This window comes from Paenarthrobacter sp. NPDC089307 (genome assembly GCF_040685055.1).
Classification (GTDB): domain Bacteria; phylum Actinomycetota; class Actinomycetes; order Actinomycetales; family Micrococcaceae; genus Arthrobacter.
Genome location: NZ_JBFBHE010000004.1, coordinates 339,220 through 355,450, shown reverse-complemented (window position 1 = coordinate 355,450; position 16,231 = coordinate 339,220). Strand labels below are relative to the sequence as shown.

Here is a 16,231-nt window from a genome sequence, read left to right as displayed (position 1 = left end):
GCGCCTGGCAGGCGCCCGCCTTCCCCCGGCCTTTCAGCGCTTAGGCTTGCTGTCCGCCATAGCGACGGATGCCCGTTGCCTGGGTGGCATCGCGGATCTCACCGACCAACTGCTCAATGACATCCTCAAGGAACAGGACACCCTGGGTGTCACCACCCGCGCCGACGACACGGGCCAAGTGCGAACCCGTGCGCTGCATTACGGACATGGCCCGCTCAATCTCGTCGTCCGGCGACAGGTTGGCCAAAGAACGGATGCGCCCCTCGGCAATGGGGTGTCGTCGACCCTCGTCAGGAATGGACAGGATGTCCTTCACGTGCAGGTATCCGGCGAGTTCGCCGTCGTCGTCCACCATCGGGAAACGGGAGAATCCCGTACGGCTGACTGCTTTTTCCAGCTCTACAGGCGTGGAAGCCGTCTTGAGTACCACCAGCTTGTCCAGCGGAACCATGATGTGCGAGGCCGTGTGCTCCGAGAACTCCAGGGCACCGCTCAACAACCCGGTCTCGTCATCAACCAGGCCGTGCCGGGTGGACTCCTGGACGATCGACTGCACTTCCTCAAGCGTGAACGAGGACGATACTTCATCCTTGGGTTCGATCTTCATCAACCGCAGGATGTGGTTGGCCAGCCAGTTCAGGGTCCAGATCACCGGGTTTACCACCCGGGCGATGAACATCAGCGGCGGCGCCAGCAGGAGGGCCGCTTTGTCCGCCACCGAAACCGAGATGTTCTTGGGGACCATCTCGCCAAAGGTGACGTGGAGGAACGTCACGAACAGCAGTGCAATCACGAAAGCGGAGATGTCCGCCAACTCAACAGGCACACCGACCAGCTCAAGAGGCTCAGCCAGCAGATGGTGGATGGCGGGCTCGGCTACCTGAAGGATCAGGAGCGAGCAGACGGTGATGCCCAGCTGCGCGCACGCGAGCATCAGCGACACATTTTCCATGGCCCGCAGGGTTGTCTGCGCACGCTTGGAACCAGCTTCGGCCAAGGGCTCTATCTGGCTGCGGCGGGCCGACATGACAGCGAATTCGGCACCGACGAAGAAGGCATTGCCGATCAGGAGGATGACCAGCCAGAGAATTCCTACCCAGTCACTCATACGGCACCTGCCTCGTGGTGGGTGGTGTCGGCGTCGGCCTGGTCCTCATCCTCGGCAATGTGGTGGAAGCAGATCCTGTCGATCCTGCGGCCATCCATCCTGGTGACCGTCAGGGTGCCTCCCGGCGTCTCCACGACGTCGCCCGTCTTGGCGATCCGGCCAAGCTGGCTCATGACGTAGCCGCCCACGGTTTCGTAAGCCGACTCGTCGGGGACCGTGAGGTTCGGAATCTGCTCCGACACTTCGTCCGGCCGAAGCAGACCCGGAAAGTACCAGTCACCGGTCGCGCTCTGCAGGACTCCAGGCCGGACTTTGTCGTGCTCGTCCGCGACCTCTCCGACGATCTCTTCCACCAGGTCTTCGAGGGTGGCAATACCCGCCGTACCGCCGTATTCGTCAAGCACGACGGCGAGTTGCAGGTTGCCTTCGCGCAGCTCGGACAAGAGGGCATCCAGATGGATGGTCTCGGGGACCTGAAGGACATCGGTCATGATGGCGCCGGCCTGGATCTTCGCGCGACGTTCCGCCGGAACGGCCACAGCCTTCTTGACGTGCACGACGCCTCGGATGTCGTCCGTGGAATCGCCGATGATCGGAAAACGGGAGTATCCGGTCCGCCGTGCGGCGTCGAGGATATCGGCCACCGATTGGTCGGCGTCGATGGTTTCCATCCGGATACGGGGCGTCATGACGTCCGCCGCTGTGCGCCCGGAAAAGTTCAGGGTGCGGGCAACGAAGTTTGCCGTTCCCGCGTCCAACGTTCCGAGTTCGGCGGAGCGGCGCACCAAGGACGCGAGCTCAGCAGGCGTCCTGGCGCCCGAAATCTCTTCCTTGGCCTCAAGGCCGAACAGGTTCAGGACCTTATTGGAGAACCCGTTCAGGACCACGATGGCCGGCTTGAAGACGGCGGTAAACATCAGCTGGGGGCGGGCGAGCCGCTTTCCCAGGGGGAAGGCAAGGGCGATGGCCATGTTCTTGGGAACCAACTCGCCAAGGAGCATCGACAACAACGTGGCGAATGCCATGGCGACGATCAACGCTATTGAGTGCACCGCTTCACTCGGCAGGCCGAGCAAACCGAGCGGCCCCAGGAGCAACTGGCCAACAGAAGGCTCCATGACGAAACCCGTCAACAGCGTGGTCAGCGTGATGCCGAGCTGGCAGCTGGAGAGCTGGGTAGAGAGCGACTTGAGGCACTTCAACAGGGGTGCCGCAGCGTGGTCGCCGTTGTCGACAGCCCGCTGAACGCTGGCTTGGTCGAGGGCTACGAGGGAAAACTCAACCGCTACAAAGAAGCCGGTCCCCAAAATCAGGGCAAAACCGGCAAAAAGGAGAATCCATTCCACTTAGCAGGTCCCCCCAAGGGTGGGCGCGTGCAACGGGGTCAAGGCCTTCGGCGCGGGGATTCGCCCCGGCGGAGGCTGGTCGGGCGCCGCGGACGCATGGTCTGCGGCACCACCGGCAGGGAACGCCGGCGCGTGATGGGCATGTGAACGGGTGTTGCCGGCTCGACGGGCGCGCTGTGCGGAGTTGCCAGGTTGGCTCCCCCGACAGTTCCCAGGCCGGCACCTAGATTTACTGTCCATAAGGGTTTCAGTCTACAGTCCGCCAACCGTGGTCTCCCTCAGGAGGGCAAACTTCGCAATAAAAAGAAGAGTCTGGCCACTAAGACAGCAGCAACATGATTTAGGTCACCACTATTGGCAGTTAACCAACGATCCTAACTAGACTGTCAGGGGTCTGAGTTCGCGGGACCCGGACCCTGTCCCATTGTTGTGGAAAAGCAACAATGGCCAGCGGGAAAACAACACTCATGGAAGAGGCGTATTTCAAGTGCCAGAGCAGCCCAGCCACCGTCTACCAGAGGAATTTGGCGGAAACGAGTGGCTCGTTGACGAACTGTACGAGCGGTACCAACAGGACAAGAACTCGGTGGACACCAAATGGTGGCCGCTCTTCGAATCCTTTGCTTCCGCTGACGGCACTTCTTCCAACGGAACCTCCGCAGCTCCAGCAGCTGCCAATCCCCCTACCCAAGTACTTCCCGTCGTAGCTCCGGCTGCAGCGGCACCGGCACCGGCGCCGGCCGCCCCTGCAGCAGCACCGGCCGCAGCCCCTGCGGCTCCGGCAGCTCCTGCTCCGGCGAAGAAAGAACCTGCGACAGTTGCCCGGGACGGTGCAAAGAAGCCCGCCGCCGGCACCACTGCGCAGCCGATCCCTGCCCAGCTGCCCAAGAGCAACAAGGCCCCGACAGCGCCGGAAGAGGACGTTGTTTCCGTCCTCCGCGGCCCGGCCAAGGCCATCGCCACCAACATGGTCACCAGCCTTGAAGTGCCCACCGCTACCAGCGTCCGGGCCGTTCCCGCCAAGTTGCTCATCGACAACCGCGTAGTCATCAACTCCAACCTTGCCCGTGCCCGCGGTGGCAAGGTGTCCTTCACGCACCTCATCGGCTACGCCGTTGTCCGCGCCCTGTCCCAGTTCCCGTCGATGAACGTCTACTACGACGAAATTGACGGCAAGCCGAGCGCCGTGCAGCCCGCGCACGTCAACTTCGGCATCGCCATCGACATGCCCAAGCCCGATGGCACCCGCCTCCTGATGGTTCCGAACATCAAGAAGGCCGAGACCATGGACTTCGCGGAGTTCTGGCACACCTATGAGGACCTGATCAAGCGTGCCCGCAACGGCAAGCTGACCGCCGACGACCACGCCGGCACCACGGTTTCGCTGACCAACCCCGGCGGCATCGGCACCGTTCACTCGGTTCCCCGCCTGTCCAAGGGCCAGGCCGCCATCATCGGCGTCGGTGCCCTTGACTACCCGGCCGAGTTCCAGGGCGCCAGCGAGAAGATCATCGCCCAGAACGCCATCAGCAAGATCCTCACCCTTACCTCCACCTACGACCACAGGGTCATCCAGGGCGCAGGCAGCGGCGAGTTCCTCAAGCTTGTCCACCAGCTCCTCCTCGGTGCGCAGAACTTCTACGACGAAATCTTCGAAGCCCTGCGCATCCCGTACGAGCCCGTCCGCTGGAGCCCCGATCTCCAGGTGGATCCTGCTGATGAGATCAACAAGGTTGCCCGCATCCAGCAGCTGATCCACTCCTACCGTGTGCGTGGCCACCTCATGGCCGACACCGATCCGCTGGAATACGTGCAGCGCAAGCACCCGGACCTCGATGTCCTGACGTATGGCCTCACCCTGTGGGACCTCGACCGCGAGTGGCCGACCGGTGGATTCGGTGGCAAGCCACAGCTTAAGTTCCGCGACATCCTTGGCGTGCTGCGCGACGCTTACTGCCGCACCACGGGCATTGAGTACATGCACATCCAGGAGCCGGCCGAACGCAAGTGGTTCCAGGACCAGCTCGAGCACCCGTACTCCAAGCCGAGCCGCGAAGAGCAGCTGCGCATCGTTTCCAAGCTCAACGCCGCAGAGGCTTTCGAAACCTTCCTTCAGACCAAGTTCGTCGGCCAGAAGCGGTTCTCCCTTGAAGGTGGCGAGTCGCTGATCCCGCTGCTTGACGCTGTCATCTCCGATGCTGCCGACGACGGCCTGGACGAGGTCGCCATCGGCATGGCACACCGCGGCCGCCTCAACGTGCTGACCAACATCGCCGGCAAGACCTACGCACAGGTCTTCCGCGAATTCGAGGGTACGCAGGATCCCCGCTCCGTCCAGGGCTCCGGTGACGTCAAGTACCACCTCGGAACCGAAGGCACCTTCACCTCGGACAACGGCAAGCAGACCAAGGTCTACCTTGCTGCAAACCCGTCGCACCTGGAAGCGGTCGACTCCGTCCTCGAGGGCATCGTCCGCGCCAAGCAGGACCGCCTGGACCAGGGTGAGTCCTTCCCGGTCCTGCCCATCATGGTCCACGGCGACGCAGCCTTCGCCGGCCAGGGCGTGGTTGCGGAAACACTGAACCTCTCGCAGCTGCGTGGCTACCGCACCGGCGGCACCATCCACGTGATCGTCAACAACCAGGTTGGCTTCACCACGGCGCCGTCATCATCACGTTCGTCCACGTACTCCACGGACGTCGCGAAGATGATCCAGGCACCGGTGTTCCACGTGAACGGCGACGACCCCGAGGCCGTGGTGCGCGTGGCGCAGCTCGCCTACGAGTTCCGTCAGCGTTTCCACAAGGACGTCGTCATCGACATGGTCTGCTACCGCCGTCGCGGCCACAACGAAGGCGACGACCCCTCGATGACACAGCCGCTGATGTACAACCTGATCGAAGCCAAGCGCTCGGTCCGTAAGCTGTACACCGAGTCACTGATCGGCCGTGGCGACATCACCGAGGAAGAAGCAGAGCAGTTGCTCCGCGACTACCAGGAACGCCTGGAGCGCGTCTTTGCCGAGACGCACGCCGCCCAGACTTCCCCCATCCCGATCATCACTGCGGACTCCGCGGCCGTCTCGGACATCGAGCGTCCCATCGCCCAGCAGGCTGATTTCGGCACCAACGCCCCCACGTCCACCGCGATTTCCGCCGAGACCCTTGCCCGCATCGGCAAGGCCCACCTGGAAATCCCGGAAGGCTTCACGGTCCACTCCAAGCTCAAGCAACTCCTGGAGAAGCGCGAGCAGATGTCACGCGAGGGCGGCATCGACTGGGGCTTCGGCGAAATCGCAGCATTTGGTTCGCTGATCATGGAAGGCGTACCTGTGCGCCTGGCTGGTCAGGACTCGCGCCGTGGCACATTCGTTCAGCGCCACGCCGTGTTCCACGACCGTGCCAACGGCAACGAATGGCTGCCCCTGGGCAACCTCTCCGACGACCAGGCCAAGCTGTGGATCTATGACTCCCTGTTGTCCGAATACGCAGCCATGGGCTTCGAATACGGATACTCGGTGGAGCGCCCGGACGCACTTGTCCTGTGGGAAGCCCAGTTCGGCGACTTCGTCAACGGTGCACAGACCATCATTGACGAGTTCATCTCCTCGGCAGAGCAGAAGTGGGGCCAGCGTTCCTCACTGGTGCTCATGCTCCCGCACGGCTACGAGGGCCAGGGGCCTGACCACTCCTCGGCACGTATCGAGCGCTTCCTGCAGATGTGCGCCGAAGACAACATGATCGTGGCGAACCCCACCACGGCAGCTTCGCACTTCCACCTGCTGCGTCGCCAGGCCTACAGCCGTCCGCGCAAGCCGCTGATCATCTTCACGCCCAAGCAGCTGCTGCGCCTCAAGGGCGCCGCGTCCGCCGTCGAAGACTTTACGACGGGTGGCTTCAAGCCGGTCATCGGCGATCCGGAAGTCCAGCCGGCAAACGTGGACCGGGTCATCCTGGTCTCGGGCCGCTTGTACTACGACCTCCTGTCCAACCGCCAGAAGTCCGGTGACACCTCCACGGCCATCATCCGCGTGGAGCAGCTGTACCCGCTGCCGAAGGCCGACATTGAGGCCGAGCTCGCCAAGTACCCGAACGCGGACGTCATCTGGGCACAGGATGAGCCCGCCAACCAGGGTCCGTGGCCGTTCATGGGCCTGAACCTGGCACCGGAACTCGACCGCAAGCTCCGGCTGGTGTCGCGTCCGGCGTCGGCCTCCACTGCGGCCGGTTCCATGAAGCGCCACGCCGCTGAACAGGATGCCCTGATCAAGCAGGCATTCGAACGCAAGTAAAACGAAACTGCCCGGCCTGAGGAGCGATTAGCGCGCCTGGGGCCGGGCAGTTCTGTTTAATGGGACAGGTACCCGGTCCCAAAACCGGCCGACGACCCGGAAAATGTGCAAGGACCGTAACGAGTGTGAAGAGGTAACCGTGGAAGACAGGAAGCTGCGCATCGCAGCTGTAGGAGATGAACTGCTCGCGGGCCTGGGGGATCCCCGCGCCCTGGGCTGGCTCGGAAGAGTCCTGGCCCGCACACCCCAGGACTCTGTCGTGGTGGAAAGCTTTCCGCTCCCCTGCCCCATGGAAGGCACGGAGGGCCTGGCCGCCCGCTGGCAGGACGAAGCCGGGAGGCGCTTCAGCGACACCCACGAGAACAGGCTGGTCATCGGCCTCTCGGGGCGTGACCTTGAATTTGGCCTGTCGACAGCACGCAGCCGGCTGAACCTCGCCAACATCCTCGATGGCGCCTCCCACAGCAGTGTCGAGGTCTTCGTGGTTGGGCCGCCGCCGACGCTTGACCCTGCACGGAACAAGCGGCTCGCTGAGCTCAACACGGCCTTCGCCGACGTCACTACGCGGCGGAACCACCACTACGTCGACACCTTTTCCCCGTTGCTCAACCACGAGCAGTGGCGGACCGACCTCGCGGCCAACGGGGGAACCCCGGGCCAGGCCGGCTATGGATTGATTGCGTGGCTGGTCCTGCACCGCGGCTGGTTCCAGTGGCTTAACATCGCCCAGCCGGAGTAACCGCAGCCGGCTGCTCCTCCGTCGCCGTCGCGGAAAACCATTGCCTTCCTGCTACTCGCGATATATCGTGATTTCATCAACGCGATATATCGCAATTTTGGAGGGATCATGTCAGACGAACTATGGACCGTGACAAGCCCGCAAACAATTGAAGTGGACAACGTCCGCTCCCTGAAGCTGGGCATCGTGAAGGGCCGCTTCGACGTCGTCACCCACGATGAGCCTTTTGTCCGCATCGAAGTCAGCGACATCACCGGAGACCCCCTGACCGTGACGCTGGTGGACGGACGCCTGGAAGTCCGGCATCAACTGCAGGGTCCGCAGGGTTGGTTCCGGAACCTGATGGGAACCGTCAACAACTCAAGCACCAACTCTGTGGTGGTCGGGATTGCGTTGCCACCCGGCGTCGACGTCGAGGCAGGGACGGTCAGCGGCGACGGGATGGTATCCGGCATCAGTGGCCGGACCCGCCTCCACACAGTCTCGGGTTCAGTCATGGCGGACGGCACCAGCGGTGAACTGCACGTCAACACGGTCAGCGGCGAGGTCATCGCCAGGAACCACGACGGCGTCCTGACCGCCAAAAGCGTCTCCGGTGAAGTCACGGCCTCGGGAACCTTTACAAGCGTCCGTGCCAGCACAGTCAGCGGGGATCTCAGTTTTGATCTCCAGGACTACACCAACGATCTTGGAGCCAACTCCGTCTCCGGCGACCTCACCATCCGCCTGCCCCATAACGTCGGCTTGGACATCGTGGCGAAATCGGCCAGCGGAACGGTGGTGATCGATGACCAGCTGTACGCACAACCAGGCAGCAACGTCCACACCATAGTGGGCCCGGATGAAAGGCTCATGCTGGTGCGCACCAACACCGTATCCGGCAAGACCTACATCATCCACGGATCCGCGCCCGCACCGGACACCAGCCAGCAGTCGCCAGGGGAAGCGGGTCTCTGATGCCTCCCGTGTTCGCCCACGGCGCCCTGCGCCTGTACTTGCTTGCCCTGTTGGAGAACGGTCCCAAGCACGGTTACGAATTGATCAAGGCCCTTGGTGACCGGTTCGGTGGGACGTACTCCCCCAGCGCCGGAACCATTTATCCACGGCTCAGCAAGCTGGAAGAAGAAGGGCTCGTAGCAACCGAGACGGAAGGCCGGCGTACCAAGTACTCCATCACGGAGGCCGGACGTGCCGAACTGGCAAACCGCAAGGATGAGCTGGCGGACGTGGAGAACAGCATCAGCGCGTCCGTCAGGCGGCTGGCTGACGACCTGCGGGAGGACATCCGCAGCAACATGCGGGGCCTTCGTGCCGACTTGGCAGCCACTGCTGAAGCGGCCCGGACAAACGCCACCTCCGCTGGCTTCCGAAGCCGCACTGCCGGCTACACGCCGGAAGGCCAGCGCATCCTCAAAGAAGCTGAATTGATGGTGCAGGCTTTCCGGGACGATATCCGGGTAGAGCTGCGCCAGCATGGAGCCTCACGTCCGCTGACGCCCGTCGCATTGGAAACTGTCCGGGCCGTTTTGGACCAGGCCCGTATCTCCATCAGGAATTCACTGGGCAATTGACCCGCGGCGTAGCGGGCTGCCGTGCAGAGCGTCCCGGTTCGCGGCGCGGCACCCTGATGTGCGAAACTGGAGGGCAGCTCTATTGAGTATCAATCATTGAAGGAGGCCAGCTATGAGCAAGCGTGCACGTAAGCGTCGTGACCGTAAGCGCGGCGGCGCGAACCACGGCAAGCGTCCCAACACCTAAGCCAGCGGCTTAGCGTCACAGGCTTAAGAGCGAGGGCCCCGGAAACCATACGGTTTCCGGGGCCCTTGGCGTTCGCCCTCACAGACCACGCTGCGCCGAAGCAGAGGCGGGGTCAGGCATCAACTGGCTTGATGGAATGGATCCTGTCCAGGATGGAATTCTTGAGGTTCTCTGGCGCGGATTCCGTGCAGGAGCGCTTGACCATGGTGCGGATAAGGCACTCCAGGTCATACTGCTCAGCACATTCCCCGCACGTATCCAGGTGCTGCTTGATCTCAGTGAGGTCCTCACGTGTCAACGCACCGTCGAGGTACTCATAGATCCGCTGCATTCGCGTATCGTCGCAATCGCCCAATCCCTGGCAGTCGCTCATTTCTCTTTCTCCTGATTGTTGCTTCCGGCCGCGGCCTGATCTTCGGTGTGGGCCTTGAAGCCCCGTTCGGCGGCATAGTCCGCCAGCATGTCCCGCAGCATCTTCCTGCCGCGGTGCAACCGCGACATGACAGTGCCGATCGGGGTATTCATAATCTCCGAGATTTGCTTGTAGGCATATCCCTCTACGTCCGCGAAGTAGACAGCCAACCGGAACTCCTCCGGAATGGACTGCAGCGCGTTCTTGACGTCTGAATCGGGCAGGTGGTCAAGCGCCTCGGCTTCGGCCGAGCGCAAGCCCGCCGAAGTATGCGATTCGGCCTTGGCCAGCTGCCAATCCTCGATCGTGTCCGAGTTGGACTGCAGCGGCTCGCGCTGCCGCTTCCGATAGAGGTTGATGTAGGTGTTGGTCAGGATCCGGTACAGCCATGCTTTGAGGTTGGTACCGGGCTTGTACTGGTGGAAAGCCGAAAAGGCCTTGGTGTAGGCCTCCTGGACGAGGTCTTCCGCGTCAGAGGGGTTCCGTGCCATCCTCATGGCAGCCGAGTACAACTGGTCCACGTACTGCATCGCGTCGCGTTCGAAACGCTCGCGCCGCTGCTCCGGGCTCTCCGCTGCAAGGTCGACGGCGGCCTGTTCAGGGCCGTTGTCATCTTCCGTTGCGTCGGCTGCTTCGTACATGGCCGCTGCGGCCGGTTCAATGGTGCTCATCGTTGCCAAGTCTACTGTCAGCTTGGGAGAATCCGGCTGCACCCCGTACCCGGCCTCCGGTAGAACCATGCGGTCCTTCACCAAAGTCAAAAAACCAACTCCGTTCAGCGAGCGGCAACACCGTGCCGCAGTCCGGTCTTCACCGCACCTGAAACTCACAACGGCCACCGCTGGGTAAATATTCCGCAAAAGTGCAAGACTAGATCCGACTGCACCCCGTGAACACAACACTCATCGAACAGTGTGGCAAGCCACCCAGGAGGCAACACATGTCTTTTATCCGTTTTCTCGCGCGGCCCATGCTCGCATCCAGCTTCGTCGTGGCAGGTCTGGACAAGCTCAAGAACGCAGACGACACCGCGAAGCAACTCTCGCCGGTCCTTCGGCGCGCTTCGGAGTCGCTGCCCTTCAAGACCGATGAAAAGACCCTCGCACGGGTTCTGGGTGGTGCGCAGCTTGGCGCCGGGGCCCTGCTTGGACTCGGCAAGCTGTCCCGGTTCGCAGCCACTGTGCTGGCCCTGACCTCCGCGCTCAATTCCTACGTTGAATGGCGTTCGGCCGACATCAGCACCAAGGAAGGCCGGAGCGCACGGAAGGCCCAGCTCCTGAAGAACATCTCCTTGACCGGTGGCGTCCTGCTGGCCTCCGTTGATACCGAGGGCCGCCCGAGCATTGCCTGGCGGGCAGAGCACCTGGCAGCCGATGCCCGCAAGGTCACCGGCAAACAGATCAAGAAGGCAGACAAAGCGGTGCGCAAGGCCGTAGACAACGCAGTTGGAGCATAAGGAAGCATGACAGGTACCACCGCCACCAATACAGAACCAGGACAGGCCGCCGGCCTCCCCCTGTGGCCCGCCCCGCACGCCAAGGGGCCAGTGGATGCCACTGTGACGGTTCCCGGTTCAAAATCGCTGACCAACCGGTTCCTGGTGTTGGCAGCCTTGGCGGATGGACCTTCGCGCCTTCGCGCTCCCCTGCATTCCCGTGATTCGGCCCTGATGATCCAGGCCCTTCGCCAGTTGGGTGCCACCGTCACCGAGGTTCCCGGTGACGGTGACTACGGCCCGGACCTGGAGATCACTCCCCTGGATCCCTCGGCGTCCAGCTCAAGGACTGCCATTGATTGCGGATTGGCCGGGACCGTGATGCGGTTCGTTCCCCCGCTGGCTGCCCTGCGCAGCGGGGCCACCGTCTTTGACGGTGATCCGCATGCACGCAACCGGCCCATGGGCACCATCATCGAGGCCCTGGTTGCGCTGGGAGTTCCGGTAGCTGCCGAAGGCGGCAGGACGCCGTCGGCCCTTCCTTTTACCGTTGAGGGCAACGGCGAGGTCCGCGGCGGCCACCTGGTCATCGACGCCAGCGCTTCCTCCCAATTCGTCTCGGCCTTGTTGTTGGTGGGCGCCCGCTTCACAGAGGGCCTCCACTTGGAGCATGTCGGCAAGCCCGTGCCCAGCCTGGACCACATCACCATGACGGTGGAGGTTCTCCGGAGCGTCGGAGTCGCGGTGGATGACTCCGTGCCGAACCACTGGCGCGTATCTCCTGGCACCATCAAGGCCTTCGACCGGAGGATCGAGCAGGACCTCTCCAATGCGGGACCGTTCCTGGCTGCCGCCCTGGCCACCCGGGGCACGGTCCGGATCCCGAACTGGCCCACGGGTACCACGCAGGTAGGCGATATGTGGCGCACCATCCTGCCTGCCATGGGAGCGACCGTCAGCCTTCAGGACGGCACGCTGACCGTGACCGGCGGAGAGTCGATCCGTGGGGCCGACTTCGATGAAACCAGCGAGCTTGCACCTACAGTTGCCGCACTGTGTGCACTGGCTACCGGCCCGTCCCGGTTGACCGGCATTGCGCACCTGCGTGGACACGAAACGGATCGCCTTGCGGCGCTGGTTGCCGAAATCAACCGCCTCGGCGGGGACGCGGAAGAGACTGCCGACGGCCTCGTCATTCGTCCCGCGGCTCTCCACGGCGGGGTGGTGCACAGCTACGCCGATCACCGGATGGCGACCGCCGGTGCCATTTTGGGCTTGGCCGTCGAAGGCGTGCAGGTGGAAGACATCGCCACCACGTCCAAGACCATGCCCGAATTTCCCGCCATTTGGGCGCAGATGCTTGAGTCGGCCGCCACGGATGGGGCCAGCAACTAACCATGGGCCGCGATGCACGTTCCTGGGACGAATCCGACGTCCGGATCCGTCCGAACAAAAAGGGCTCCAGGCCCAGGACCAAGGACCGCCCCAGCCACGATGACGCCGTCATTGGACGCATCATCACCGTTGACCGCGGGCGCTACCGCGCCATCGTGGACGAAGACACCCCCGACGAACGGATCATCATAGCCGCCCGGGCCCGTGAACTCCGGCGAAACCCTGTTGTGCCCGGCGACTTCGTGGCGCTCGTGGGCGACATCTCCGGGTCCCCGGACACCCTGGCACGGCTGGTCCGGGTGGAAGAGCGCAGGACCCTGCTTCGCCGCAGCGCAGATGACACGGATCCCATCGAACGTGTGGTGGTGGCCAACGCCGATCAGCTCGTAGTGGTGGTTGCCGCCGCAAATCCGGAACCACGGACCGGGTTCATCGACCGGGCGCTCGTTGCCGCCTACGACGCCGGGATCGAGCCGTTGCTGCTGATCACCAAGGCCGACGTCAAGGATCCCGCCGAGTTGCTGGCGAACTACCTCAGCCTCGATTTCCCGGTGATCATCAGCCGCACCGCCGATTCCGAAGCAGGCGGCATCGACGCCCGCTCGGATGACGGATTGTCAGCCCGGTTGGACAGGGAAGCGGTATCGCAACTCCGGTCCCACTTGGGCGGGAAAGTGACCGTGATGCTGGGACACTCCGGTGTTGGCAAGTCAACCATGGTCAATGCACTGACCGGGGCCGAGCGCGCCACCGGTGGCGTCAACGCCGTTACCGGCCGCGGCCGGCACACGTCGTCCTCGGCGCTGGCCCTTAAGCTGGCGGATGCACCGTCCGGCAGTTGGATCATCGACACCCCCGGCATCCGTTCCTTCGGCTTGGCCCACGTGGATCCTGACCGGATCCTGCATTCGTTCCCGGACCTCGAGCCCGGCACCGAAGCATGCGAGCGTGGCTGCAAGCACGATGCCACAGCCGTGAATTGCGGACTGGACGCGTGGGTCAACGAAGGCCACGCAGGCCCGTCGGGGGTCGCGCGCCTGGCCTCGCTGCGACGCCTGCTGGGTGCAGACCCACGCATGGAAGCCAAAGAGGCCAAGGAACTGGGCACGGTCAACTGATGACACCGGCAACTGACGGTTCCCCTTTAGCCTCCCAGCCGGCGCGGGCGTTTCAGGATAGTTTGGTGGCATGACCCAACCCGCTTCCACCTACAATGACGACCTGCGCCTGGCCCACGTCCTCGCCGATTCCGTCGATGCCCAGACCATGGATCGCTTCAAGGCCCTGGACCTGCAGATCGAAACCAAGCCCGACCTCACACCCGTCACAGATGCGGACAAGGCTGCCGAGGAAGCCATCCGCGGTCAGTTGTCACGCTCGCGTCCCCGCGATGCGGTGCTGGGGGAAGAGTTCGGCAGCAGCGGCCACGGATCGCGGCGTTGGATCATCGACCCCATCGACGGGACGAAGAACTTTGTTCGCGGCGTTCCGGTATGGGCCACGCTGATCGCGCTGGTGGACGAGGGCGAACCGGTAGTCGGCGTGGTCAGCGCCCCGGCCCTGGGCAAACGTTGGTGGGCCGCCAAGGACATGGGTGCGTACATGGGCAGGTCCCTGGCCTCGGCAACGCGCCTCAAGGTCTCCAATGTTTCCCGCCTGGCCGACGCCTCCATGTCCTACTCCAGCCTTTCCGGCTGGAAGGAACGCGGCAACCTCGATGAATTCCTGGGCCTTACCGAGGACGTCTGGCGCACCCGCGCGTACGGGGATTTCTGGTCTTATTGCCTGGTGGCCGAGGGCGCTGTGGACATCGCCTGCGAACCGGAGCTGAATCTCTACGACATGGCGGCCCTCGTCCCCATCGTTACCGAAGCCGGCGGTCGCTTCACATCACTGGAGGGCGAAGACGGCCCGTTTGGAGGCAACGCCCTGGCCACCAATTCCATCCTGCATTCGGAAGTCCTCAAGCGGCTCAATCCCGGACTGGATGACCTGCTTCAGCCCCCGGCCTGAGTCCCGGCCATCCTTCGGCTCTTCGAATTTTCGACGGCGGCAGCCCACTTTTGTGGGCAGCCGCCGTCTTTTCTTCGCCGAAACGAGCTTTTGGCGCTCCACGTAACAAAGTGCTTAACAAACTCCACGGCTTTGGAACGGTCCCCGGATGTGCCTTAGCCTTTTTTACAGGTCACGAGTGCCAGCGCTAAACCCCGGTTAGCTGGCCGGCAACCCTCCATTCGCGGTGGGGTGCCCCGGGTGACGACCCGGCCGGTCCGGAACGGATGCGGCAAGCGCGGATCCCCTGCGGGGGTCCCTCTTGAGTGAGGTCCCATGAGCACTGTCACGTTCAACTCAAACATCATTCCTTCTTTCGTTGACGAATCCGTCCCTCTGTCAGCCGCTGCGCGTCCCCTTGCGGCAGTCACCGGCGCCGAGCTGCAGGCTCCGCTAATCCAGGGCGGCCACGTCCGCTACGCCAACCTCGACTACGGGGCATCGGCACCTGCACTGACCATCGTCTCGGCGTACCTTAACGAGGTCCTGCCCTACTACGCCAGCGTCCATCGCGGTGCAGGATTCGCCTCACAGATCAGCACTTCCGTCTATGAAAACTCGCGGAACATTGTGCGCGAGTTCGTTGGTGGCCGGGCCGATGACTCCGTCATTTTCACCCGGAACACCACCGACTCGTTGAACCTGTTGGCCGGCTGCCTTCCCCAAGTGGATGGCCGGTTCGCTGGCGAGGTCCTGTACCTGGACATTGAGCACCACGCCAATCTGCTGCCCTGGCAAGGAGTGCCGCACCGCAGCGTCGTCGCCGCTCCCACCTTGGCCGGGACACTGGAAAAGATTGAAGCCGAACTGGCCCAGGGCGGCGTCAGCCTCCTGGCCGTCACTGGCGCCTCGAACGTCACTGGCGAGATCCTGCCCATCGCCCGTCTTGCCGCCTTGGCGCACCAGCACGGCGCCCGGATCGTAGTGGACGCCGCGCAGCTCGCTCCGCACCGCCGGGTCAACATCTCCGAGGCAGACATCGACTACATCGTTTTCTCCGGGCACAAGCTCTACGCTCCGTTCGGCGCAGGAGTGGTGGTGGGCCGCCCGGACTGGCTCGACGCCGGCATCCCGCACCTGGCAGGCGGTGGCGCTGTCCGCGAAGCCCGTCTGGACTCTGTCAGCTGGGCCACCGGGCCGGCACGGCACGAGGGCGGGTCCCCCAACGTCCTGGGTGCAGCAACACTCGCCCGGGCCACCCAGGTAATCGCGGGCCTGGACCAGGAAGAGTGGCACGCGCACGAAGCCGGCATCCGCAGCTACCTCGTTGACGGCCTGGAAGCCATCGACGGCGTCACTGTCCACCGGATCTTCAGCGATTCCGAGGACACCATCGGAGTGGTCAACTTCTCCGTGGAAGGTTTCGACGCCGGCCTGGTCGCTGCATATTTGGCCGCCGAGCACGGCGTGGGCCTCCGCGACGGCCGCTTCTGCGCCCACCCCTTGCTCAAGCGGCTTGGGCTGCCCTCGGGTTCCCTGCGGGCAAGCTTCGGCGTCGGCTCCCGGTTGGAGGACGCCACCAGGCTGCTGGCGGGCATCGAGGAACTCAAGCGCAACGGCCTCGGGTGGGACTACGTCGTGGATGAGGGCCGTTGGGTACCCGCCAACGACCACCGCAGCTACCCCGAGTGGGCACCCAACACCCCGGGCACAGCCGGCGCGGCTCCCTGCACTGTCGACTAATCGGTACGGCGC

At 63.6% G+C, this 16,231-nt stretch carries 13 protein-coding genes and 1 riboswitch; of the genes, 9 read left to right on the top strand and 4 right to left on the bottom strand.

The window, feature by feature from the left end; genetic code table 11:
* Window positions 1-40: 40 nt before the first annotated feature.
* Together AB0N72_RS11930 and AB0N72_RS11925 are read right to left on the bottom strand one after the other, a co-directional pair.
* The gene (locus AB0N72_RS11930; RefSeq protein ID WP_363930606.1) at window positions 41-1,108 is read right to left on the bottom strand and encodes a hemolysin family protein; all 1,068 of its coding nucleotides are present in this window, start codon (window positions 1,106-1,108) and stop codon (window positions 41-43) included.
* A complete protein-coding gene (locus AB0N72_RS11925) occupies window positions 1,105-2,454 on the bottom strand; it encodes a hemolysin family protein (RefSeq protein ID WP_363930605.1) in 1,350 nt (449 codons plus the stop codon). Before AB0N72_RS11925 ends, AB0N72_RS11930 begins: the two co-directional genes overlap by 4 nt.
* 487 nt (window positions 2,455-2,941) lie before the next feature.
* Between AB0N72_RS11925 and AB0N72_RS11920 the strand changes: the two genes are divergently transcribed.
* The 4 genes from AB0N72_RS11920 (at window position 2,942) to AB0N72_RS11905 (ending at window position 9,055) form a co-directional block, all read left to right on the top strand.
* Window positions 2,942-6,745: a multifunctional oxoglutarate decarboxylase/oxoglutarate dehydrogenase thiamine pyrophosphate-binding subunit/dihydrolipoyllysine-residue succinyltransferase subunit gene (locus AB0N72_RS11920; protein ID WP_363930604.1), complete on the top strand. Its 3,804-nt coding sequence runs from the start codon at window positions 2,942-2,944 to the stop codon at window positions 6,743-6,745.
* A gap of 139 nt (window positions 6,746-6,884) precedes the next feature.
* Window positions 6,885-7,484 (top strand): GDSL-type esterase/lipase family protein, encoded by a 600-nt coding sequence (locus tag AB0N72_RS11915; protein WP_014922202.1) that lies wholly within the window; start codon window positions 6,885-6,887, stop codon window positions 7,482-7,484.
* 108 nt (window positions 7,485-7,592) lie between these two features.
* Entirely contained in the window at window positions 7,593-8,441 is an 849-nt protein-coding gene (locus AB0N72_RS11910) for a DUF4097 family beta strand repeat-containing protein (RefSeq protein ID WP_363930603.1), read from the top strand.
* The gene (locus AB0N72_RS11905) at window positions 8,441-9,055 is read left to right on the top strand and encodes a PadR family transcriptional regulator (RefSeq protein WP_363930602.1); all 615 of its coding nucleotides are present in this window, start codon (window positions 8,441-8,443) and stop codon (window positions 9,053-9,055) included. The genes AB0N72_RS11910 and AB0N72_RS11905 overlap by 1 nt, the downstream gene beginning before the upstream one ends.
* 299 nt (window positions 9,056-9,354) lie before the next feature.
* Here AB0N72_RS11905 and rsrA read toward each other — a convergent pair whose 3' ends face one another.
* On the bottom strand, window positions 9,355-9,615 hold the full coding sequence (rsrA, locus tag AB0N72_RS11900) for a mycothiol system anti-sigma-R factor (protein WP_363930601.1): 261 nt from the start codon (window positions 9,613-9,615) through the stop codon (window positions 9,355-9,357).
* Window positions 9,612-10,415 (bottom strand): sigma-70 family RNA polymerase sigma factor, encoded by an 804-nt coding sequence (locus tag AB0N72_RS11895; protein ID WP_363930600.1) that lies wholly within the window; start codon window positions 10,413-10,415, stop codon window positions 9,612-9,614. Before AB0N72_RS11895 ends, rsrA begins: the two co-directional genes overlap by 4 nt.
* Window positions 10,416-10,594: 179 nt before the next feature.
* On the opposite strand from AB0N72_RS11895, the gene AB0N72_RS11890 reads away from it, so the two are divergent.
* The 5 genes from AB0N72_RS11890 to AB0N72_RS11870 all read left to right on the top strand — a co-directional run bounded on the left by AB0N72_RS11890 (window position 10,595) and on the right by AB0N72_RS11870 (window position 16,219).
* Window positions 10,595-11,110: a DoxX family membrane protein gene (locus AB0N72_RS11890; RefSeq protein ID WP_363930599.1), complete on the top strand. Its 516-nt coding sequence runs from the start codon at window positions 10,595-10,597 to the stop codon at window positions 11,108-11,110.
* Window positions 11,111-11,116: 6 nt separating this feature from the next.
* Window positions 11,117-12,484, top strand: a complete 1,368-nt coding sequence (aroA, locus tag AB0N72_RS11885) for a 3-phosphoshikimate 1-carboxyvinyltransferase (protein WP_363930598.1) — start codon at window positions 11,117-11,119, stop codon at window positions 12,482-12,484.
* Window positions 12,485-12,486: 2 nt separating this feature from the next.
* Complete coding sequence (locus AB0N72_RS11880; protein WP_363930597.1) at window positions 12,487-13,602, top strand: ribosome small subunit-dependent GTPase A; 1,116 nt, start codon at window positions 12,487-12,489, stop codon at window positions 13,600-13,602.
* Between the two features lie 70 nt (window positions 13,603-13,672).
* Window positions 13,673-14,497, top strand: coding sequence for a histidinol-phosphatase (gene hisN, locus AB0N72_RS11875; RefSeq protein ID WP_363930596.1), 825 nt, complete (start codon window positions 13,673-13,675; stop codon window positions 14,495-14,497).
* A 170-nt stretch (window positions 14,498-14,667) separates the two neighbouring features.
* Window positions 14,668-14,781, top strand: a riboswitch (SAM riboswitch).
* A gap of 31 nt (window positions 14,782-14,812) precedes the next feature.
* Window positions 14,813-16,219 carry an aminotransferase class V-fold PLP-dependent enzyme gene (locus AB0N72_RS11870; RefSeq protein WP_363930595.1) on the top strand — a complete coding sequence of 469 codons (1,407 nt, stop codon included), beginning with the start codon at window positions 14,813-14,815 and terminating at the stop codon, window positions 16,217-16,219.
* The last annotated feature ends 12 nt before the right edge of the window (window positions 16,220-16,231 follow it).